Genomic DNA, 21197 nt, shown 5'->3' with positions numbered 1-21197 from the left:
CGAAGGGTAATGAGGTGCCATGAAGCGAAATCGTCGACAGCAACCGCCGGCGCGTGCGCCAAAGACTGGCACCCGCGACGTGCCTCAAAGCGCACTGGGCAGGGCACATACGTCGTTCATTGCGGCGCTTGAGCAGCGGCCCCTCATTGACTACACCGTGATTCGGACCGTGGTGCTGGTGCTGGCTGCGTTGGGCGTCGTGATGGTGATGAGCTCGTCGATGGCGTCATCGTTCGCTGCTTCGAGCAGTGTGTGGTCGACTGCGCTTCGGCAATCCCTGATGGTGCTGGCGGGCCTTGTCTTGTTTTGGGTTTCGCTGTTGGTCCCGCCCGAGCGCATCCGGAAGCTGGCCACGCCACTATTCCTATTCGCGGTGTTCCTGCTGGTACTGGTGCTGCTAATCGGTACCGGACGTGAGGAAGTCGGTTCGCAATCGTGGCTGATGTTCGGCTCGTTGACGATGCAGCCTTCTGAGTTCGCCCGTGTGGCTATTGCAATTTGGGGTGCTGCGGTGCTGTCGAAGAAGCAGCCGCCAGCATCGGCGCCTGCGTGGCAGTCGCCGACCGCACAGTTCTTGCTTGGAGCGGGCGTGTGCATCCTCCTGATTGCGAAGCAGGGTGACGCCGGCATGACCATGTCGTTTGCCGCCATCGTGATCTTTGTGCTGTGGTTCGCAGGCTTCCCGCTCAAGGCCATCGGCATCCTCTGCGGGCTCATCGGTGCTGCAGCGGTCATGTTGTTCCTGCTTGGCGGCTTCCGCTCGCAACGCTTCCACGTCTACTTCGAGGCGCTGTTCGGAAACTTCAGCGATACTCGCGGTGCTGCGTTCCAGACGCACCAAGGATTCCTTTCTCTTGCCGACGGCTCCCTCTTCGGCGTCGGCCTCGGACAGTCCCGCGCGAAGTGGTTCTACCTCCCAGAGGCTCGAAACGACTTCATCTTCGCCGTCATCGGCGAAGAGCTTGGTATGTGGGGCGGCATTATGGTGATCGCCCTGTTTGCTGCCCTTGGCTACTTCGGTTTGCGCACTGCGCAACGCGCACAGACATCGTTCCAGGGACTCGCCGCTGCCTCGTTAACAGCAGGCGTAGTTTCGCAGGCGTTCATTAACATCGGGTACGTCGTCGGCCTTGTGCCGGTGACGGGTATTCAGCTGCCGATGTTGTCCGCCGGTGGTACCTCGGCAGTGATTACCTTGTGGTCGATGGGCATGCTGGCCTCCATTGCCCGCCACGAGCCCGACGCAGTCTCGGCCATGCAGAACTACGGGCGCCCACGCTTCGACAGAATGCTGTTCGTCCCGGAGCCGAAGGCGACGGCACAGCTGCGCGCGACTCGCGCGGAGCGAACTCGTACACATGAGCAGTCACGCCGAGAGCAACGGTACGGAGTGCCTGTTGCTCACCGAGTTGCCCCAGACGACCGTGCTCAGCGGCACTCGCCCCGGCCCACCAGGAATGTCGAGGTAACGCAACGGAGACCACGACCGAACCAATCAGAGCGACGCCGGTACCGTTAGGTGGCCGTCGAAAAGGAAAGGACGGGATCCATTATGGACAAGACCCAGCACACAGTGGTGCTCGCAGGGGGAGGCACCGCGGGCCATATTGAACCGGCACTCGCGGTAGGCGAGGTGCTTCGCGAACAGTACGGCGCAAATGTGGTTGCGCTCGGAACTGAGCGTGGCCTGGAAACCACTATCGTCCCCGCGCGCGGCTTTAACCTTCAACTCATTGACCCTGTGCCGATCCCGCGCAAGAAGCCATGGAAGCTTCTTGGCGTACCGTTCAAACTTGCGCGTTCCGTGCACCAAACACGGAAGGTGATGAAGGATTCAAAGGCTGAGGCAGTCTTTGGTACGGGTGGCTATGTGTCGGCGTCTGCGTACCTTGCCGCGGCATCGTTGCGCCTACCATTTTTCGTCTTGGAAACGAACGCGTTGGCGGGCATGGCCAATAAGCTTGGCGTCAAGCTAGGTGGTGTCGGGATTAACGCCGTGGCGAACTCGGGGATGCCGGGTGATGTCGTGGGGATCCCGGTGCGTCCGGGAGTGGGCGTCGATACGGATGGAGCGAAAGCGCTGCGTGGGTACAAGATGTGGGACCTTGATCCGGACAAGCCGGTGGTTCTGATTACCGGTGGGTCCCAGGGTGCGGTGAGCATCAACCGGGCTGTTGCCGGGGCCATCGAGGACATCACGGCGCGCGGGTACCAGGTGCTGCACGCCTACGGCAGAAAGAACGACGCCCCGAAGCCACACGAAGGCTACACGGCGGTGCCGTACATCGACGACATGGAAGCTGCGTATGCCGTGGCGGACATGGTTGTGTGCCGCTCCGGCGCCATGACCGTGGCGGAAAACTCAGCCGCTGGCCTGCCAGCCGTTTACATCCCACTGCCGCACGGCAACGGCGAACAGGGGCTCAATTCGGCGCACCTGGTAGCTACCGGGGCGGCAGTGCGCATCGACGATGCCGAGCTCACCCCAGACGCGCTTGCCCGCAGCGTCAACGAGATTTTGGGTCGGCCAGAGCAAATGCAGCGCATGCGAGAAGCGCTCGAGCACTCTGGCGCGGGTAGTGTGGCAGAAGATCTCGCTGCACGGATCATTGCGACTATCACAAAGGAGTAACACCGTCATGTCTTCCGAACACACCACCGCGCCTGGTTCTGTGGATCTTTCCCGCGTACATCTGGTTGGTATCGGTGGCGCTGGCATGAGCGGTGTCGCCCACATCCTGCTTGACCGCGGGGCAGTAGTGACCGGGTCCGATGTGAAAGACTCCCGTCCAGTGCGTGCGTTGCGCTCGCAAGGTGCACAGGTCGCAGTCGGACACGACGCCGCGAACCTCGAGCTGACGGGGCAACTTCCGACCGTCGTGGTCACCAGCTTTGCTGCGATTCCGAAAGATAATCCGGAGTTGGTGCGTGCGAAGGAGGAGGGAATTCCTGTGATTCGCCGCTCAGATCTGCTCGGCGAGTTGATGGACGGTTACACGCAGCTCCTGCTAGCAGGCACGCATGGCAAGACGTCCACGACGTCCATGACCGTGGTGGCGTTGCAGGCTGCTGGGGAGGACCCTTCCTTTGCAATTGGCGGCCAGCTCAACAAGGCCGGCACCAATGCCCACCACGGTGCGGGCGATATTTTCGTGGCGGAGGCGGACGAGTCCGATGCTTCGTTGCTTCGCTACAAACCAAATATCGCCGTTATCACCAACATTGAGCCTGACCACCTGGACTACTTCGGCACGCGCGAGGCATACTTCAAGGTGTTCGACGACTTCGCCGATCGCGTGCAGCCCGGCGGTTTCCTCGTCGTTTGTATGGATGACGAGCACGCTGCAAGCTGTGGTGAGCGCGCATTGCAGCGCGGCATCAACGTCGTCGGCTACGGCACTGAAGCAGCGGCTGCAGCGCACCCAGACATTCCGGCAGGTGCAGTAGTTATAGAAGAGCGTATCGACGGCTCCTACGTCGACGTGCGTGCTCGACTCAACACCGGCGGCGCATCTGCTGAGTACTCCTACCGCCTGTCGATCCCCGGCCGGCACATGGTGCTCAACTCCCTGGCCGCGCTGTTGTCCTCGACGCTGGCGGGTGCGGAACCTGAACGGATTGCAGCGGGGCTGAGCGGGTTCTCCGGTGTCCGGCGCCGCTTCGAGTTTAAGGGCCTCGTAGAGGACGGGCCGTTCGCAGGTACCCGTGTCTACGACGACTACGCGCACCACCCAACCGAGGTCACCGCTGTGTTGACGGCGGCGCGGGAGAAAGTCGAGTCTGAGGGCAAGGGTGCGCGCGTCGTGGTGTGCTTCCAACCGCACCTGTACTCGCGCACACAGAACTTTGCCCAAGAGTTTGCTGACGCCCTCTCACTCGCGGATGTCGTCATGGTGCTGGACATCTTCGGCGCACGCGAAGCGCCCGTTGAAGATGTGACCAGCAGGCTCATTACTGACAAGATGGATAGCTCGGTGCCGGTAGTGCTTGAGCCCAATTTCCTCGCAGTACCGGTGACACTGGCATCAATGGTTCGTCCTGGGGACGTCATCCTAACGATGGGCGCTGGGTCGGTGACAATGCTCGCCGATGAGATCCTCGCGCAACTTCGGCAGACGGAGGTTTAGCGTGACAGAGCAGACAGAGCAGGAAGCCTTCGAGTCGGACCACCTCGACGAGTTTGGTGATGAGGACGCTCAAACGCGCAGCAAGAGCAAGCGCAAGCGTCGCTTCGCTATCGCGGGAGCTGTCATCGCTGGTCTCGCTGTGTGCGGAATTGCGTTGCCGTTTACACCGTTGATGCCGGTGAAGGGTGTGGTTGTTGATGGCAACGACGTGCTCACGCCCGAGGCGGTGCAAGCCCAGTCCGACATTGAGCTGGGCACGCCTATGGGGCTGGTCAAGGTGCGCCGTGCTGCTGAGAACATCGTGCAGGACCCGTGGGTGGACGTTGTCACGGTGCACCGCGACTGGCCAAGCACTGTGAGAGTTGACCTCAAAGAGCGTGTCGCAGTGGCGTACTTGCAGCAGCCGGACGGGGCGCATCTGATCGATACTGAGGGCAAGGATTTTCTGATCGCTGAACCGCCGGTTGGGGCGATGGAGCTCGTGGGGGTCGACGTCGAGAACAAGGAGCAGATGCGGGACGCTGTGGCGATCGCGGCGTCGATAAGCAGTGGTGCGCGTGCGCAAGTTGCCGCTTTGGAGGCGAATGGCCGGTACTCATTCGTGCTGCGGTTACACGACAACCGCCGCGTGGTGTGGGGCGCCTCAGAAGACAATGCGAATAAATCACTGGCCTTTGAAACCGTTTTGCAACGCGAGGGCGCCGAGTTCAATATTTCTAATCCGGAGCTGATTACCGCGCGGTAGCGGTGTAAAACCCCAGGTCAAAACCCTAAAGTAAAGGTTTAGGGTCGAGACACGCCGAGGGAAACAATAAATTTTTTCGTGTTTTCGCCCATGATGGGATGCGTTACCGCAATTGTTGAAGTTCTAAGAAGTTTTGAAAGGCGAGACACTACCCATGACCTCTCCCGCAAACTACCTCGCCATGATCCGCGTCGTCGGTGTCGGTGGCGGTGGCGTTAACGCTGTCAACCGCATGATCGAAGAGGGCCTGAAAGGTGTGGAGTTCGTTGCGATCAACACGGACTCGCAGGCACTGCTCTTTACGGATGCAGACACCAAGCTCGACATCGGGCGTGAGGCGACTCGCGGACTTGGCGCCGGAGCAAACCCTGAGGTTGGCCGGACCTCTGCTGAGGACCACAAGCAGGAAATCGAAGAGTCGCTGAAGGGCTCGGACATGGTCTTCGTGACCGCTGGCGAGGGCGGCGGTACGGGTACTGGTGCTGCACCAGTTGTCGCGGGTATCGCGAAGAAGATGGGTGCGCTGACCATTGGCGTTGTCACCCGTCCGTTCACGTTCGAGGGCAAGCGGCGCACCCGTCAGGCGCTCGAGGGCATCGCGAACCTGAAGGAAGTGTGCGACACCGTCATTGTCATTCCGAACGACCGACTGTTGCAGCTGGGTGATTCGGACCTGTCCATGATGGATGCATTCCGCGCTGCGGATGAGGTGCTTTACAACGGTGTTCAGGGTATTACGAACCTGATCACCATTCCGGGCATGATTAACGTCGACTTCGCAGACGTGCGCTCGGTGATGGCCAACGCCGGCTCCGCCCTGATGGGCGTCGGCTCCTCCCGCGGTGAAAACCGCGTGATGAATGCGATGGAGCAGGCGATCAACTCGCCACTGCTGGAAACCACGATGGAGGGCGCGAAGGGCGTGCTCATTTCCGTTGCTGGTGGTTCCGATCTCGGCCTGAACGAGACGAGTGCCGCAGCGTCCATCGTCGAAGAGAAGGCAGACGACGACGCGAACATCATCTTCGGCACGATCATCGACGACAACCTCGGTGACGAGGTGCGCGTCACGATTATCGCAACTGGCTTCGACGAGAAGGCCAACGCTCGCCCGGATGCCCAGCAGCCGGTCGATGCTGCAGCCGCATCGGCGGAAGAAGGCGCGGCGCCGTCTCCATCGCGTGGTTCACTGTTTGAGGATCGAGCTCCGGAGACGGAACGCGACGACTCCTACCAGGCGCGTCACCGCTACGAGCCGCACCGCTCGGGCCTCTTCACCGGCGGGGAGTCCGAATCCTCCTATGAGCGTCGTGGACGCGAGGAGCGCGGCGGCGATGATTTTGACGTCGATGTCCCTGATTTCTTGCGTTAGTCTGGGAGCATGACTGACTCTCTTCTCGACGTAGAACAACGCCCCGTCCGCATGGTGTTTACAAGCCGTGCGGGCGGGGCGTCGTCGTCCCCATATGACTCTTTTAATCTTGCGCTGCACGTCGGGGATGACCCGGAGGCTGTACGCGCAAACCGCGCGCGGCTTGCATCGCTGCTCGGGGTTGATGCGGGGCGCTTCGTGTGGATGGAGCAGCTCCACACGCCGAACGTGACGGTGGTGGACGGGCCGCAGTCTGAGCCTGTCGAGGCTACTGACGCCATCGTAACCACGACCCCGAACCTCGCCCTGTGCGTGCTGGTCGCTGACTGTACGCCGGTGCTGTTGGCAGACCCCGTCGCTGGAGTGATTGCCGCGGTGCACGCTGGGCGTCTTGGGGCGCGAAACGGCATCGTGAAGAAGACCGTTGAAACAATGCGTGACCTGGGTGCTCAGCCTACACAGATGCAGGCGCTGCTCGGCCCTGCAGCTGCGGGCGCGTCCTATGAAGTGCCCGCTGATATGGCAGCGGATGTTGAGCGCAAGCTGCCAGGCTCCCGGACCACTACGCATGCAGGGACCACTGGGCTTGGCATCCGTGCCGGTATCCGGCGCCAGCTCACGGAGCTCGGCGTGCAGCGAATTGACGTAGATCCGCGCGATACCATCGCGGACGAGGACTTCTTCTCGTACCGGAGAGAATCCACAACTGGGCGCCAGGCAGGCGTTATTTGGCTAACTGGAGTGAAATAAATGAGCACAACTGATATTGCAAGCAACCTTGCCAAGGTGCAGGAACGTATCCGCTCCGCGGAGCATGCCGCGGGGCGCGAGCCGGGAAGCGTGGAATTGCTGCCAGTGACGAAGTTTCACCCGTGCTCGTCGATTGAGGTGCTTGCCGCGGAAGGTATTCGCTTGGTGGGGGAGAACCGAGAGCAGGAAGCGAGCGCCAAGGTTGCGACTCTGCGCGAGCACGGGGTCGACTGTGGTATCGCGATGATCGGGCAGATCCAGTCGAAGAAGGCGAACGCAGTGGCACGATGGGCGAGTGAGGTCCACTCGGTGGATTCCTTGAAGTTGGCGAAGGGACTCGAGCGTGGCATGGCGCTCGCCCTTGAGCGGGGTGATCGGACGTCCGAAATCCTGCCGTGTCTTGTTCAGGTTTCTGCCGACGGCGACGAAAGCCGTGGCGGTGTCGCGGTGGAGAAGATCGCCGAGTTGGTTGAAGCGCTCGAGGGGGCTGAGCACCTCCAGTTCGACGGGTTTATGGTTGTGCCACCGCTAGATGCAAACGCCAGCGAGGTATTCGACCAGGTCCGCGAGCTGCGAGACACCTACGCGGCCAAGCTTGGGCGGCCCCTGCGTTTCTCGGCGGGGATGTCCGCGGACTTTGAAGAAGCCATCGCGCATGGCTCGGATGTCGTGCGTGTCGGAACGGCGGTGATGGGGCCGAGGCCCGTAGTCTAAAAACCTAATCCGGAATTACATAGAGGTAATTTCTGCCCCGTCAGCACAGGCAACAAACGAGGAGCACCCAGATGTCTATTATCGGCAGCGCGAAAGAATTTTTCGGTCTTGGCCCGTTCAACGAAGATGACCCCTACTTCGATGAAGTGCAGTACGACGAGCGCGAGAACACTCGCGAGGAATCGACGAGACCTTCGCGCACATCTGAGTACGGCAGCGAGGACCGCTACCGCTCCTCAGCTACCCGTGACTACGCGGATCGCGCACCGAAGTCCTACACTCCCCAGGTCGTGTCCACTGCTCCGCGCAATTACAACGATGCGAAGGATATCGGCGAGCCGTTCCGTGATGGCGATGCCGTGATTATGGAGCTGACGGATCTCGACCCCCACGATGCAAAGCGCATCGTCGACTTTGCCGCTGGTCTGTGCTTCGCACTTCGTGGCAACATGTACAACCTGAGCAGGGGCGTTGAGACCCGCCGACGAGTCTTCGCGATCGTTCCGGAAAACGCCCGTTTGACCGAAGTTGAGCTGCAGCACACAGCGCGTCTTCGCTAATCGGCGTCCAGCTCTGCGAAACATCAAGAAGAACAGGTAGTGTGTGACCCGTGTCTTTATTAGGAGCAATTCTTTACGCCGCGCTTGGGTTGTACTCCCTGATTGTGGTCATCCGCATCATTGTCGAGATGGTGCAATCCTTCTCGAAGCAGTTTGATCCACCAAGTTGGTTTATGGTCGTTGCGGAAGGCATGTTCGTGGTCACGGACCCGCCTGTGAAGTTCTTCCGCAAACTCATTCCGCCCATGCGTATGAGTGGCGGCGTTGGGATAGACGTCAGTGTGATCGTACTGTTCGTGGCGATTATGCTGCTCCAGATGCTGGTACGGGTCACCATGTTGTAATAGTGAGCTTGGATTGAGGCACCTACATTGGTAGGTGCCTTTTTTGCTTAATTTTCCCGTAATTTATGCCCGGATCGACATCAATTATTGGGCATCGGGGGCAGAAAAGGGGTATAACTGGCGGTGATGCCTGGTGCGTGTGAACCTATGCGTTACTATGGATCGATAAAAGAATGACGAACTATTAGATTTTAGGGTTCGCTTCCCGTAGCGTGGGAGGCAATCTGTGTTCGCGACATTGCGGACACAATATCGACATCGAAGGGAACGCCAATGCCGCTGACACCAGCAGACGTGCACAATGTCGCTTTCAGCAAACCACCAATTGGTAAGCGGGGCTACAACGAGGACGAGGTTGACCAGTTCCTGGACCTCGTGGAAGACACGCTTGCGCAACTGCAAGATGAGAACGATGACCTTCGGGCCCGTGTCGAAGAGCTCGGTGCTGGTGGGTCTGCTGCCCCGGTTGCTCCTGCGGCCGCGTCCAGCGATGTCGACGAAGCTGAGATTGAAAAGCGAGTTGAGAAGAAGGTTCGTGCTGAGTACGAGCAGAAGCTCCGTGCTGCGCAGGAGGCAAAGGTAGCGGCTGAGAAGGATGCTCAGGCTGCGAAGCAGGAAGCGGCAAAGGCTCGCCAGGACGCGGAGCAGGCTGCAAAGCAGGCTAAGCAGGCGCCAAAGGCTGCCGCCGCACCGCAGCAGGCTGCGGCTGTCGACCAGAATGCAGCATCCGCCGATACGCACATGCAGGCGGCGAAGGTGCTTGGGCTCGCGCAGGAGATGGCAGACCGCCTCACCAACGACGCGCAGGCAGAGGCCCGCTCGATGCTCGACGAGGCCCGTGGTTCCGCAGAGCGTCAGCTGGCAGATGCCGAGGCACGCTCGAAGAAGCAGCTGTCTGAGGCAGAGACGCATTCCCGCGAGCAGATCCAGGCGGCTGAGCGTAAGGCTGCTGAGACGAAGCAGTCGGCTGAGGCTCGTGCACAGCAGCTCGTTGCAGACGCCGAGAAGAAGGCTGAGGAAACCACCAACGAAGCTAACTCGCGCGCTGAGGCGCAGATTCGCCAGGCTGAGGAGCAGGCAACGAAGCTGCGCACCGAGGCTGAGCGTAAGCACACCGAGATCATGAACACGGTGAAGCAGCAGCAGACCGCCCTCGAGAACCGCATCGCTGAGCTGCGCACCTTCGAGCGCGAGTACCGCACTCGCCTGCGCACACTGCTCGAGTCCCAGCTGGAGGAGCTTGAGACCCGTGGCACGTCCGCTCCGAGCGGCGACGCTGGCAATAAGTAGTTTCTTTCAAACATCAGCCACCATTCACTGCGGTGAGTGGTGGTTGTTGCCATTTCTGGGGGACAAAGGGCTAGAATGAGACAAGCTACGTGCTTCACCACCTGGTGGTGCGGTAGCGCGTGATGATCCGACCATCATCGGGGAGCGTTTCCGGAAGAACAGCTGTTGCGCTACAGTGCGCTATCGCTTAGTAGAACCGGACGTAATTAGGAAGCGTTATTTCTTTCACCGCAAATGAAGCGGAAGTTCGTCTCACGGCGGACTTCAAGCAGGGTGGTACCGCGTGGCGTTGTTCGCTGCGTCCCTGTGACAAGGTAAGCATTGTGCGTGAAGGAGAGACGGAGATGAGCAAGGTCGGAAGTGTCTACCCAAAGGTAGATCTGACCGGGGGAAGTACCGCGTTTCCAAAAATGGAGGAGCAGGTACTGAAGTACTGGAACGAGGATGATACGTTCCAGGCATCGCTGAAGCAGCGCGAAGACTGCGAAGAATATGTGTTTAACGACGGCCCTCCGTTCGCCAACGGTTTGCCGCACTACGGCCACTTGCTGACGGGCTACGTCAAGGACATCGTGCCACGCTACCGCACGATGGCTGGTTACTACGTTCCGCGCGTGTTTGGTTGGGACTGCCACGGCCTTCCCGCGGAGCTCGAGGCTGAGAAGCAGCTCGGCATCAAGGATAAGGCCGAGATCGAAAACATGGGTCTGGCACAGTTCAACGAGTACTGCGCCAAGTCCGTGATGCACTACGCCGATGAGTGGAAAGAGTATGTGACTCGCCAGGCTCGTTGGGTGGACTTCGATAACGGCTACAAGACGATGGAACTGCCGTACATGGAGTCCGTCATGTGGGCGTTTAAGACCCTGTATGACAAGGGGCTGATTTACCAGGGGTTCCGCGTGCTGCCGTACTCGTGGGCGGAGCATACGCCGCTGTCGAACCAGGAGACGCGTCTGGATGATTCTTACCGCAATCGGCAGGATCCGACCGTAACCGTAACGATGCCGTTTACGGGTGGGCGTGAAGGATTTGCTGCTGCGGAGACCTGGAAGCAGCACCCTGAGCTGCACGACGCAGCTGCGATCGCCTGGACCACTACGCCGTGGACGCTGCCGTCGAACTTGGCGCTTGCGGTCCATCCGGACGTTGAGTATTCGCTGGTCCGTGTTGGTGCGGACGGTGAAGAGGTGGTCGTCGGCAAGAAGCTGCTGCTGGCGACGGAGCTCATCGGCGCGTACGCGAAGGAGCTCGGCGAGGAGCGCGAGGTTGTCGCCACCTTCAAGGGTTCCGAGCTCGAGGGCTTGGAGTACGAGCCGGTCTTCGACTATTTCCGTGACCAGGAAAAGGCGTTCATGGTGTTGAACGCGGACTACGTCACCACCGAGGACGGCACGGGCGTTGTTCACCAGGCGCCTGCGTTCGGTGAAGACGATATGTACACCTGCCAGGAGTACGGCATCGATTTGGTGATTCCGGTTGATGCTGATGGTAAGTTCACCTCGCTGGTGCCGGAGTACGCAGGCAAGCTGGTTTTTGATGCGAACCGTGACATCATCCGTGACCTTCGTGCGAAGCAGCGCGTGGTCCGTGACCAGACGATTGAACACTCCTACCCGCACTCGTGGCGTTCAGGCGAGCCGCTGATCTACATGGCGCTTCCGGCGTGGTTTGTGAAGGTCACTGAGTTCCGCGACCGCATGGTGGAGCTGAACCAGGAGATCGACTGGATCCCATCGCACATTCGCGACGGCCAGTTCGGAAAATGGCTGGAGGGCGCGCGTGACTGGAACATTTCGCGTACCCGCTACTGGGGCTCACCGGTGCCGGCGTGGGTGTCGGATAACCCGGAGTACCCGCGTGTGGACGTCTATGGCTCGCTCGAAGAGCTGGAGAAGGACTTCGGCGTTCGCCCGAAGTCGCTGCACCGCCCAGACATTGATGAACTGGTCCGCCCGAACCCGGACGATCCGACTGGCAAATCGATGATGCGTCGCGTGCCGGATGTGTTGGACTGCTGGTTTGATTCTGGCTCGATGCCGTTTGCGCAGTACCACTACCCGTTTGAAAATGTTGAGGAGCACGATGCTCGCCAGCCTGCGGACTTCATCGTGGAGTACTCGGGCCAGTCGCGTGGTTGGTTCTATGTGCAACACGTCTTAGCGACGGCACTCTTCGATCGCCCGGCGTACAAGAAGGTCGTTGCGCACGGCATCGTGCTGGGCAATGACGGTCTGAAGATGTCGAAGTCGAAGGGCAACTACCCGAACGTCAACGAGGTCTTCGACCGCGATGGTTCCGACGCGATGCGTTGGTTCCTCATGTCTTCGCCAATTCTTCGTGGCGGCAACCTCATCGTGACGGAGCAGGGCATTCGCGAGGGCGTGCGCCATGCGTTGCTGCCGATCTGGAACGCGTACACCTTCCTGCAGTTGTACTCCTCCGAGGAGGCGAAGTTCAGCGTCGACTCGCAGGATGTGCTGGACCGCTACATCTTGGCGAAGACGCATGACCTCGTGGCTGCGGTGAAGGAGGCGCTCGACGACACTCGCATCGCGGACGCATGTGACGAGGTCCGTCGCTTCGCTGACTCGCTGACGAACTGGTACGTGCGCCGGTCACGCGACCGTTTCTGGGCGGGTCAGGAGGAGCATCCTGAGGCGTTTGACACGCTGTACACGGTCCTGGAGATCCTGACCCGTGTGACGGCGCCGTTGCTGCCGTACGTCAGTGAGGTCATCTGGCGTGGTCTGACCGGTGGTCGCTCGGTGCACTTGGCGGACTTCCCGTCTGCGGATGCAATCCCGGCGGACCCTGCACTGGTCAGCGCGATGGATGCAACGCGCGCGGTGTGCTCTGCTGCTTCGTCGGTGCGTAAGTCGAAGAAGCTGCGCAACCGCTTGCCACTGCCGAAGCTCACGGTGGCGCTGGCGGGCTCGGACCAGCTGCAGGACTTCGCGTCCGTGATCAAGGATGAGGTCAACGTGAAAGAAGTCGTGCTGACTGATGACGTCGACTCGGTTGGTTCCTTCGAGGTTGTCGTGAACGCGAAAGTCGCAGGTCCGACCCTGGGCCGTGACGTGCAGCGCGCTATCAAGAACGTCAAGGCTGGCAACTACGTCCGTGAAGGCGAAAACGTTGTTGTCGACGGCGACATCGTGCTCACCCCGGAGCTCTACACCGAGCGCCTAGTGGCTGAGGACCCGACGAGCACCGCTCGGGTTGACGCTACCGATGACGTCGTTGGCCTGGTCGTGCTCGATACGGAGCTGACCGAGGAGCTCGAGGCCGAGGGCTGGGCAGCAGACGTGATTCGTGGTCTGCAGGATGCTCGTAAGCAGGAAGGCTACGAGGTCTCTGACCGCATCTCGGTACAGCTGTGCGTACCTTCCGACAAGGTCGAGTGGGCGCAGCGCCACGCTGAGCACATCGCGCATGAGACGCTCGCGACGTCCTTCGAGATCGTCGAGACGCTCAACGGCGAGGCGCACACGATTCACGAAGGTGTGAGTGCAGCGATTGCTAAGCAGTAATTTGCTATGAAACGTTGGGTCCTGCACATCGACATGGATGCGTTCTACGCATCCTGCGAGCAGCTCACACGCCCAACGTTACGCGGACGCCCCGTCCTCGTTGCTGGTGTCAACGGGCGGGGCGTTGTCGCGGGCGCAAGCTATGAAGCCCGCAAGTATGGGGCGCGTTCCGCAATGCCGACCCACCAAGCTGCGAAACTGGTGGGTCCGCGAGCGGTGCTCGTTGCCCCGCGGCGCCCGGTGTACAAGGTGGCGTCGCAACGCGTGTTTGAAATCATTGAGCGCAGAGTCAGCGTCGTGGAGCAGCTCTCTATCGACGAGGCGTTCATGGAGCCCGAGGAGCTCGCGGGAGCGAATCGGGAGACCGTGCTTGAGTGGGCCAACGAGCTACGTGGAGACATTAAGGATGAGACAGGCTTGCCAAGCTCGATTGGTGCGGGCAGTGGTAAGCAATACGCGAAGATCGGCTCAGGCCTGGCAAAACCCGACGGGGTGTACATTTTGCCTCACGAACAGCAGGAAGCGCTGCTGCACCCTCTGAACGTCAACGAGCTGTGGGGCGTTGGGCCTGTCACGGAGGCGAAGCTTGCGCAGGCCGGGATTGAAACGATCGGGGACTTTGCGGCGCTGAGCGAGAAGGAAGTCGATATTGCGCTCGGAGGGGTCGTCGCGAAGCAGTTGTGGCAGCTGGCGCGGGGGCACGATGATCGCCCGGTTGCGCCGAGGGCCGTCGCGAAGCAGATTTCTTCCGAGCACACTTTTCCCCAGGACCTGACCACCGCGGCCGAGGTTGACGCCGCGGTCGAGCGCGCCGCCGAGGAGTCGCACAGGCGCTTGCTGAAAGATGGGCGCGGTGCGAGGACTGTGACGGTGAAGCTACGGATGGCGGACTTCCGCATCGAGTCGCGTTCTGCGACGCTGCCTTACGCCACTGACGATGCGGAGACACTGCGCGCTACGGCGTTTCGCATCGTGCGCTACCCGGACGAGGTCGGCCCGATCCGGCTCGTGGGCGTGTCCTACTCGGGGCTGGAAGATGCGCTGCAGGACGTGCTGTTTCCGGAGCTAGACCAGGAAATCATCCGGCCTGTACCCGCTGACAGTGATTACGAATCCGGGGTCAGCGACCACGTGGCCAGCAGCGATATTGCAGTCGAGCTATACGACGGGCCTACCAACGGCGTGTGGCGCGCCACCCAGGACATCTACCACGAGGACTTCGGCCACGGCTGGGTCCAAGGTGCGGGCAAAGGCTGGGTGAGCGTGCGTTTTGAAACGAGGGCCACGGGGCCAGGGAAGATGCGCACATTGCGTATCGACGACCCCAAGCTCCAGCCAGCGGACCCGGTGGATTCCCTCGCGTGGCAGGACTGGCTCGACTCAGAACACTGACGCCGGATCCACGCCGTTGGCCAGCGCAGTCGCGAGCGCGATGCGCGCCTGACCAGCGCGTAGGAACCCCGCGGCGATCGCCCCTTGGGAGCCGAGGGTAGCGCCACCACCGGTGCCGCCGTAGGCGAAAGTGACCTCGCCGTAGGGTACGGAGCTGGTGATTACGACGGGGATACCCGAATCGAGTGCGCGGGTGATTGCCTCACCCATGCCGGGGCCAACATTGCCGGATCCGAGCGCCGCGATCACGATGCCATCCGGGTTCATACTGGTCACGGCATCCACGATCTCGCCGTCCGCGCCGGGCCAAGCGCGCAGGATGGGGATGTGAATGGCAGCCAACGGCTTGCGGGCAAGTGCTGCAGGGCGGGGAAGTGGGCGTTCACTGCTCAAGGTGAAGGCCTCGAGGGCGTGTGTGTCGCGCTTCAACAGCCCGCGGGCGGGCAGGGTGGCGCCGCCGAAGTGGAGGAGTACGCCGTTGTTGCGTCGAAGCGGATCTGCGGCGGCGGCAATTGCGCCCGCGAGGTTCCCGGGGCCGTCGGGGTGTTCGTGGTCGGCGGCGTGCTGGGCACCGGTAAGCACAATAGGGCGGGGGTCGTCGTGCACGATGTCGAGTGCGAATGCGGTCTCCGCCATGGAGTCGGTGCCGTGGCTAATTACGATGCCACTGATCTGCGGGTCTTGCAGTGCTTGTGCAGTGAGGGAGCGAAGCTTGTCGATGTCAGCGAAGGTGATCGCGGACGAGTCGAGACGCAGCGCGTCATACACGCGGACGGGCTCGGTGGTGCCACTGGAGTGGACGAGGTCTTCAGCGCTAAGGCTTGGAACGAGTGCGCCTTCAGAGTTTGCGGTGCATGCGATGGTGCCACCGGTGGCGATGAGCAGTACGAAAGATTCCATAACTCACAGCGTGCCAGAGTGGCGTATTGGTGCCAAGGTAAAAACGCCGGTAACGTTGGCAAGGTTAGAGCGGTGTCGGATCGCTAACTGTGACCGTGAGCCGCTGAAGACAATGCTTCAAGGAGAAATCGTGAAAGCAGCACCGATCGTAGCTGTCGCCGCCGCGCTGGGCCTCGGGCTCAGCGTGAGCGCATGCTCTGGCGACAACAGCCAGGATGATCCCGCGACCACGGCAACGCAGGCCACCAGCGAGTCTGTCGCGCCCGCCGCGCAGCAGCCAACCGCTGAGGAACTCAACGCAGTGCTCATGCGCGCAACCGATGCAAGCCTGCCGATTGAGGAGCGCGTGAACACGGTCCAGGGCGGAGAGAACGTCCCTGAACTGTTCGACGTGATGGCGCAGTCCCAGGAGGAGTCCGGCGCGAACTTCCAGGTCGTACCGCCTGTGCTTCCTGGCTACACCCCGGATACCGTTCTGGCAACGGTCAGCTTCACCCGTCCCGACTCCCAGCCGCAGCTCGCGGAGGACGTGGAATTCGTCTTCGAAGACGGCGTGTGGAAGCTTTCTCAGGTCTGGGCATGCACCCTGATCAACAACACCCTGCCGCCTGAGCAGGTGCCAGAGATGTGCAAGAGCTCCGCTCCGCAGCCGGCAGCCCCGGCTGAAGAGCAGCCAGGTGAGCAGCCTGCGGAAGGCTACCAGCAGGCACCGAACCTCTAAGCAGACACTACTGCTTATCCGCGCGCCAGAGCTCCTCCGTCCACAACGTGGCGAGAGTCAGAGTTCTGGCGCGTGCGTCTTTCTTGGCCTGGCGCTCGTGCCACTGGCGGCGCACCCAACGGTCATGGCTGGTGATGATGACGGTGCCCTCGAACGCGAGCAGGGCGTGCTCCAGCTCTTCGGCCAGTGCGAGCGAGAGGTGGTTTGTCGGCTCGTCGAGCAGCAGCAGGTCAGGCGGGCACGCCAGGATGATGCCCAGTGAGACGCGGCGACGCTGGCCGAGCGAGAGGTCGTCGAGCTTCTTCGCCGCCTGCTCCTCGGTCATCAGGCCCATTTCTACGAGGTCTGGCACACCCTCTGGGGTGAGCTCCGCGAACACTTCGCCCGCGGTTTTGTCGAGGTCCGTCCACGAGTCGTCCTGCTCGAGGCGTGCGACGGTCATCTCTTCCGGCATGATGATCTCGCCCTCGTAGTCGCGCAGCTGGCCGTCGATAATTTTCAGCAGCGTGGACTTACCGGAGCCATTTGGGCCTTCAACGAGGAGCTGCTGGCCGGGCTGCACTTTGATACTCAGTGGGGCGAGGCGGTCAGGAACGGAGAGGTTCTGGGTGACCAGCGCCGGGAGCCCAAGCGAGGTCGCGGTATGCGGCGGGAGGCCGCGGAAGCGCAGGCGAGCCGGCGGCTCCGGAATCTCCGTTCGCTCAAGCGCTTCGAGGCGTTGCGACGCCGAGCGCCTGCGGTTGCCCACCGTCTTCGCCGCGCGGTCCGCCTGGTACTTTGCCGCCATTCGGATGTCAGAAGAGGCTTCTTGGGAGTGGAAGATGTCCTCGCCGGTTTGCTCAGCGGCCTTCTCAAGCCTGGCGCGCTCGTGCTCTTGCGCTGCGTAGTCGCTTTCCCAGCGGCGGCGTCGGTCCTCGCGGGCCTTGAGGTAGTCGCTGAACGCGCCACGGTAGCGGGTGCCCTGGCGGGTCTCCTCGCCGAAGCCGCCCTCGGCTCCAAGGCCGGGGTCGAGGTCGACGATGCCGTCGCAGGCGGTGTCGAGGAAGTAGCGGTCGTGCGACGCGGCGAGTACAGGCCCTTTGAATGCCTCGAGCTCGCCGATGAGGAAGTCGACGGCTTCGTCGTCGAGGTGGTTGGTCGGCTCGTCGAGCACCATAGCGTCCACCGGGTGTAGCAGCAGCGTGGCCAGTGCAAACCGTCGGCGTTGCCCGCCAGACATCTCGCCCAGTGGGGTGGCCAAGTCGACGTTCGCAAGGCCGAGGCCAGCCAACACGGTGGCGATGCGGGCATCCAACTCCCACACACCTGAGTTTTCCGCGCGGGACAACGCCCGGTCGTACGCGTCGGCCGCCTCCTGGTCGTCTGGGTTGTCGACCATGCGCTGCGCAAAGGTTGAGATGTCTTCCTCGACAGCGCGAAGCTCTTTGACGGCTTCGTCGATAAGTGATTGGGCGGGCTCGCTGAACGGCAGCGAGGTTTCCTGCGGGATGAAGCCCGTGATCGGGGGAGTGATAAGCACCCCTGCATCGGGTTTCAGCTCTCCGGAGATGATGCCGAGCAGCGTCGATTTGCCGGCGCCGTTCTCTCCGATGAGCCCGGTGACAGACCCGGATGGCACCGCGAAAGAAATGTCAGTGAGGACGCGGTGTCCGCCTGGGTACGAAAACGAAATGCCGTCAAGGCCAATATGCAGTGGGGCAGTCATGGGATGTTCCTCGTCATCAAATGTGGGCCGTCTCTTATACGTTATAGTCCACAACGCTCGTGGTGTCTTGGGCCACACGGGTATCGGCTTCGTCACTGCCGTAGACAAGCCGCGTAGCGGTAAGCACAGAACCGCCCACCGGAAGTGGCGAATGCAGGTCCACCGTCAGCGAGCCCTCCGAGTGCGAAGTGTTGCTCACCACGTGCAGCGTCGTGCCGTCCAAGGCGCCAGCGACCTCGTTATCAATCGTGATGGATCGCTTGAGCGGGCGTTCCTGGACATCTACTTTCAGCTCGAGTGTTGCGTCCTGTGCGGATTCCAGCGTGTACGTGGTGGTCCGTAGCATGTCCGAGGCACCAAGTCCTCGCTGCTCAACTTTCCAGGAGCCGCCTACGCCGACTGGCTCATCCGGGAAGACAACTTGCCACGACATCAACTCGAGCAAGTTCTTCTCGGCGATGGCCCGGCCTTCCTCATCGGAATCCGCCGTAGGCATCAGTTGCACCGCCGATACTGTGCCGCTAGGGTCGCTGTGCCAGCGCATCTGGAAGCCCTCGTTTGACGTCAAGCTGTTCTGCATCGCTAAATCCGAGTGCTCTAACCCTTCTGCGACAAGGTCTACCTGGCGCACAGCACCCTCGCTGTTGCTTTCTGAAGTGTGCGTCGAAACGGTCAGCGTGACTGTGTCGCGCTCGTGCTCGCGCGCGATGACCGGCTCCGAGCCCTCCTCGCCGGGGTACTGCGCAATCGCGTGCGACAGCGCGACCCGCTGCGGCGCCGTAGTTTCGCTGTCTGCTGATGCGCCGTCCTCGTACTTCCACACCTGCGGGTTTTGTCCTTGTGAAAGTACCTGCACGACTGGTGACTCAACGGCGAACTCGGGAATGTCAGCGAATGGATCCGGCTCCTCGGCGCTGCATGCAGTGAGCGCAAAAACCGCGGCGGTGATGGTCAGAGGGCTGAACAATGAACTTTTGGGATGAGCGGAGTACAACACAACTTCACAAGCTACAGCATTTGCATACTACAGTTATCTGCGATGGGTAATTCAAAGGAATCACGTGTGCGCGGCGGGGCGTCAGCGAAGCGTCGCTCGCTCGGTGTCATCGTCGGCGTCATGCTCGCTATTGCTGCTGTGGATCAAGTAGTCAAGCAAATCGTGGTGACATCCTTGACACCCGGTGAGCCCGTGCCAGTGATCGGTGATTGGGCTCGACTGTATTTATTGTTTAACCCTGGCGCGGCCTTTTCGATGGGGCAGAACTCGACGTGGCTGTTCACGACGATCCAGCTTGTGTTCGTTATCGGTGCGTTGATCTATGCCCCACGCCTTGCTGGCAGGTGGGAGACACTTGGGGTGGCGTTGATCGCGGGAGGGGCGCTTGGCAATCTCATCGATAGGCTCGCGCGCGAGCCGGGCTTTTGGTTCGGCCATGTCGTTGACTACATCTCCATCGGTTCGTTTGCAGTGTTCAACCTTGCCGACGCCGCCATCACCATCGGGGTGGCCGTCGTCGTCATCTCGATGTTTGCAAAGGAGGCGCGGTCGTGAGTACGGGGTTTCGCGCGCTTCCGGTGCCTGAGGGGCTGTCGGGGATGCGCGTTGACGCGGCAATTGCAAAGCTCTTTGGGGTCTCGCGCAGTGTTGCGGCAGAGATGATCGCCGACGGCAGCGTACTTATCGACGCCTCCCCAGTACAGAAATCCGATCGTGTTACTGCGGGCGCCCTGCTGGAGGCCACGCTGCCACCGCCGAAGCGCGCGCCGGAGCCTGTGGCCGAGCACGTCGACGGACTCGACGTGATCTACCACGACGCGGACGTCATCGCTGTGGACAAGCCGGTAGGCGTTGCCGCCCACCCAACACTGGGTTGGGAGGGGCCAACCGTGGTCGGTGGGTTGCAGGCGATGGGTTTTACACTGCCAGATGCTGGCCCCCCGGAGCGCAAGGGGATTGTGCAGCGATTGGACGTCGGCACGTCCGGAGTGATGGTTGTCGCAAATAGTGTGCGTGGCTATTCGGTGCTGAAGCGTGCGTTCAAGGACCGAACGGTGCACAAGACGTACCACGCGGTGGTGCAGGGGCTGCCTGACCCGATTGTCGGCACGATTGACGCGCCGATCGGGCGCCATCCGTCGGCGGGGTGGAAGTTTGCTGTCACGGCGGATGGGCGCCAGAGTATTACGCACTACGAGGTGCTCGAGGCGTTTCGCCAGGCAAGCCTGCTTGAGGTCCATCTGGAAACAGGGCGCACACACCAGATTCGTGTCCACATGTCTTCGGTAGGGCACCCGTGCGTCGGCGACCCAATGTACGGGTGTGACCCGAACCTTGCCGCCAAACTTGCGCTCAACCGACAGTGGCTGCACGCCACCAGCTTGACGTTCGACCACCCAAGTACCGGAAAGCCAATGACGGTGAAATCTTCCTACCCGGACGACCTGCAGCATGCCTTGGACATGTTGCGATCGGCGAACCGTGGCTAACCAGGCAAAGGGATGGCGGGGCGCAATCGCGGCGTTGCTCGCCGGTGCTGTGCTTTACGGATGCTGCTACCTTGTTGGCGTCAATAATCCACCGGAGCAACCTGTGCTGCAAGGGGATGCCCTTGGGGTGGAACAAGGCGAGACGGCGCAGGCGTACGCGGCGCGCGCGGAGCAGAGCCTCGAGGAGGCAGCGCAGGCAGGTGAACAGGCTCATTTCGCGCTTGTATCGTTTAGCCATCCTTTAGACCCAGAAGAAGCAGACGCAGTGCTACGCCCGATTGGGCGTGTGAATGCCGTGATCACCAAGTTAGGTGCGAATCCAGTCGGAGAGCCTGCGCCCGGAGCGTCGCGCGCCGAAATATTCCGAGAAGTCTCAGCGCACATTGAAGGCGCAGTCGTCTACGACGCTGTTGCGCATTTGGCTGATGTGAACGATGTGAACGATGTGTTTGCTGTGGAAGTTTTACCAGCTGACGCGGTATGGGGCGCGTTCGCAATCCGGCCCGTAAGTTTCGTAGACGCACAGTGAAGGCGTGTATAGTTTTCCGGGATTGCAC

General features: G+C 61.3%; 19 protein-coding genes. 16 read left to right on the top strand and 3 right to left on the bottom strand.

The features are described from left to right. Positions 1-19: 19 nt before the first annotated feature. The 12 genes from R0V12_RS02305 (at position 20) to R0V12_RS02250 (ending at position 14827) form a co-directional block, all read left to right on the top strand. Positions 20-1519: an FtsW/RodA/SpoVE family cell cycle protein gene (locus tag R0V12_RS02305; RefSeq protein WP_320072739.1), complete on the top strand. Its 1500-nt coding sequence runs from the start codon at positions 20-22 to the stop codon at positions 1517-1519. A gap of 33 nt (positions 1520-1552) precedes the next feature. Then, positions 1553-2632, top strand: a complete 1080-nt coding sequence (murG, locus tag R0V12_RS02300; protein WP_320072738.1) for an undecaprenyldiphospho-muramoylpentapeptide beta-N-acetylglucosaminyltransferase — start codon at positions 1553-1555, stop codon at positions 2630-2632. 7 nt (positions 2633-2639) lie between these two features. After that, positions 2640-4127: a UDP-N-acetylmuramate--L-alanine ligase gene (gene murC, locus R0V12_RS02295; RefSeq protein WP_070478786.1), complete on the top strand. Its 1488-nt coding sequence runs from the start codon at positions 2640-2642 to the stop codon at positions 4125-4127. Between the two features lies 1 nt (position 4128). Then, a complete protein-coding gene (locus R0V12_RS02290) occupies positions 4129-4872 on the top strand; it encodes a cell division protein FtsQ/DivIB (RefSeq protein WP_168156177.1) in 744 nt (247 codons plus the stop codon). A gap of 154 nt (positions 4873-5026) precedes the next feature. After that, a complete protein-coding gene (ftsZ, locus tag R0V12_RS02285; protein ID WP_320072737.1) occupies positions 5027-6244 on the top strand; it encodes a cell division protein FtsZ in 1218 nt (405 codons plus the stop codon). Between the two features lie 9 nt (positions 6245-6253). After that, positions 6254-6994, top strand: a complete 741-nt coding sequence (gene pgeF / locus R0V12_RS02280) for a peptidoglycan editing factor PgeF (protein WP_311474962.1) — start codon at positions 6254-6256, stop codon at positions 6992-6994. Beyond that, positions 6995-7708, top strand: coding sequence for a YggS family pyridoxal phosphate-dependent enzyme (locus R0V12_RS02275; RefSeq protein ID WP_071572463.1), 714 nt, complete (start codon positions 6995-6997; stop codon positions 7706-7708). Positions 7709-7779: 71 nt separating this feature from the next. Continuing rightward, complete coding sequence (locus R0V12_RS02270) at positions 7780-8268, top strand: cell division protein SepF (protein ID WP_070362220.1); 489 nt, start codon at positions 7780-7782, stop codon at positions 8266-8268. Positions 8269-8318: 50 nt separating this feature from the next. Further along, a complete protein-coding gene (locus R0V12_RS02265) occupies positions 8319-8612 on the top strand; it encodes a YggT family protein (RefSeq protein ID WP_070362221.1) in 294 nt (97 codons plus the stop codon). A 273-nt stretch (positions 8613-8885) separates the two neighbouring features. Next, positions 8886-9902 carry a DivIVA domain-containing protein gene (locus R0V12_RS02260; RefSeq protein ID WP_070478792.1) on the top strand — a complete coding sequence of 339 codons (1017 nt, stop codon included), beginning with the start codon at positions 8886-8888 and terminating at the stop codon, positions 9900-9902. A 344-nt stretch (positions 9903-10246) separates the two neighbouring features. Continuing rightward, positions 10247-13435 carry an isoleucine--tRNA ligase gene (gene ileS, locus R0V12_RS02255; protein ID WP_311475072.1) on the top strand — a complete coding sequence of 1063 codons (3189 nt, stop codon included), beginning with the start codon at positions 10247-10249 and terminating at the stop codon, positions 13433-13435. Positions 13436-13441: 6 nt separating this feature from the next. Next, entirely contained in the window at positions 13442-14827 is a 1386-nt protein-coding gene (locus R0V12_RS02250) for a DNA polymerase IV (RefSeq protein ID WP_071572466.1), read from the top strand. On the opposite strand, the gene R0V12_RS02245 is transcribed toward R0V12_RS02250, so the two are convergent. Then, positions 14816-15727, bottom strand: a complete 912-nt coding sequence (locus tag R0V12_RS02245; protein WP_320072736.1) for an asparaginase — start codon at positions 15725-15727, stop codon at positions 14816-14818. The genes R0V12_RS02250 and R0V12_RS02245 overlap by 12 nt on opposite strands. A gap of 130 nt (positions 15728-15857) precedes the next feature. On the opposite strand from R0V12_RS02245, the gene R0V12_RS02240 reads away from it, so the two are divergent. Then, positions 15858-16448 (top strand): WKL family lipoprotein, encoded by a 591-nt coding sequence (locus R0V12_RS02240; RefSeq protein ID WP_070478799.1) that lies wholly within the window; start codon positions 15858-15860, stop codon positions 16446-16448. A 7-nt stretch (positions 16449-16455) separates the two neighbouring features. Here the strand turns inward: R0V12_RS02240 and R0V12_RS02235 are convergent, their stop codons facing one another. Together R0V12_RS02235 and R0V12_RS02230 are read right to left on the bottom strand one after the other, a co-directional pair. After that, entirely contained in the window at positions 16456-18153 is a 1698-nt protein-coding gene (locus R0V12_RS02235; RefSeq protein ID WP_256020225.1) for an ABC-F family ATP-binding cassette domain-containing protein, read from the bottom strand. A 34-nt stretch (positions 18154-18187) separates the two neighbouring features. Then, positions 18188-19120 carry a DUF6263 family protein gene (locus R0V12_RS02230; RefSeq protein ID WP_320072735.1) on the bottom strand — a complete coding sequence of 311 codons (933 nt, stop codon included), beginning with the start codon at positions 19118-19120 and terminating at the stop codon, positions 18188-18190. A gap of 150 nt (positions 19121-19270) precedes the next feature. Between R0V12_RS02230 and lspA the strand changes: the two genes are divergently transcribed. From lspA to R0V12_RS02215, 3 genes are read left to right on the top strand one after another with little or no spacing between them, the layout of a single operon-like run. Further along, positions 19271-19705 carry a signal peptidase II gene (lspA, locus tag R0V12_RS02225; protein ID WP_413774867.1) on the top strand — a complete coding sequence of 145 codons (435 nt, stop codon included), beginning with the start codon at positions 19271-19273 and terminating at the stop codon, positions 19703-19705. Between the two features lie 44 nt (positions 19706-19749). After that, positions 19750-20640 carry an RluA family pseudouridine synthase gene (locus R0V12_RS02220; protein ID WP_070976582.1) on the top strand — a complete coding sequence of 297 codons (891 nt, stop codon included), beginning with the start codon at positions 19750-19752 and terminating at the stop codon, positions 20638-20640. Then, positions 20633-21169, top strand: coding sequence for a hypothetical protein (locus R0V12_RS02215; RefSeq protein ID WP_320072734.1), 537 nt, complete (start codon positions 20633-20635; stop codon positions 21167-21169). Before R0V12_RS02220 ends, R0V12_RS02215 begins: the two co-directional genes overlap by 8 nt. The last annotated feature ends 28 nt before the right edge of the window (positions 21170-21197 follow it).

Source organism: Corynebacterium sp. UMB2355A, assembly GCF_033877495.1.
Taxonomy (GTDB): Bacteria; Actinomycetota; Actinomycetes; order Mycobacteriales; family Mycobacteriaceae; genus Corynebacterium; species Corynebacterium pseudogenitalium.
Note: the sequence above shows the minus strand (reverse complement) of the source record. Positions and strands in the feature narration are given on the sequence as shown.

Bases quoted from the DNA above. Each gene is read 5' to 3' on its own strand.
- R0V12_RS02305 (WP_320072739.1), top strand. From the start codon at position 20: ATGAAGCGAAATCGTCGACAGCAACCGCCGGCGCGTGCGCCAAAGACT.
- murG (WP_320072738.1), top strand. From the start codon at position 1,553: ATGGACAAGACCCAGCACACAGTGGTGCTCGCAGGGGGAGGCACCGCG.
- murC (WP_070478786.1), top strand. From the start codon at position 2,640: ATGTCTTCCGAACACACCACCGCGCCTGGTTCTGTGGATCTTTCCCGC.
- ftsZ (WP_320072737.1), top strand. From the start codon at position 5,027: ATGACCTCTCCCGCAAACTACCTCGCCATGATCCGCGTCGTCGGTGTC.
- pgeF (WP_311474962.1), top strand. From the start codon at position 6,254: ATGACTGACTCTCTTCTCGACGTAGAACAACGCCCCGTCCGCATGGTG.
- R0V12_RS02275 (WP_071572463.1), top strand. From the start codon at position 6,995: ATGAGCACAACTGATATTGCAAGCAACCTTGCCAAGGTGCAGGAACGT.
- R0V12_RS02270 (WP_070362220.1), top strand. From the start codon at position 7,780: ATGTCTATTATCGGCAGCGCGAAAGAATTTTTCGGTCTTGGCCCGTTC.
- R0V12_RS02260 (WP_070478792.1), top strand. From the start codon at position 8,886: ATGCCGCTGACACCAGCAGACGTGCACAATGTCGCTTTCAGCAAACCA.
- ileS (WP_311475072.1), top strand. From the start codon at position 10,247: ATGAGCAAGGTCGGAAGTGTCTACCCAAAGGTAGATCTGACCGGGGGA.
- R0V12_RS02250 (WP_071572466.1), top strand. From the start codon at position 13,442: ATGAAACGTTGGGTCCTGCACATCGACATGGATGCGTTCTACGCATCC.
- R0V12_RS02245 (WP_320072736.1), bottom strand. From the start codon at position 15,727: ATGGAATCTTTCGTACTGCTCATCGCCACCGGTGGCACCATCGCATGC.
- R0V12_RS02235 (WP_256020225.1), bottom strand. From the start codon at position 18,153: ATGACTGCCCCACTGCATATTGGCCTTGACGGCATTTCGTTTTCGTAC.
- lspA (WP_413774867.1), top strand. From the start codon at position 19,271: ATGCTCGCTATTGCTGCTGTGGATCAAGTAGTCAAGCAAATCGTGGTG.
- R0V12_RS02220 (WP_070976582.1), top strand. From the start codon at position 19,750: ATGCGCGTTGACGCGGCAATTGCAAAGCTCTTTGGGGTCTCGCGCAGT.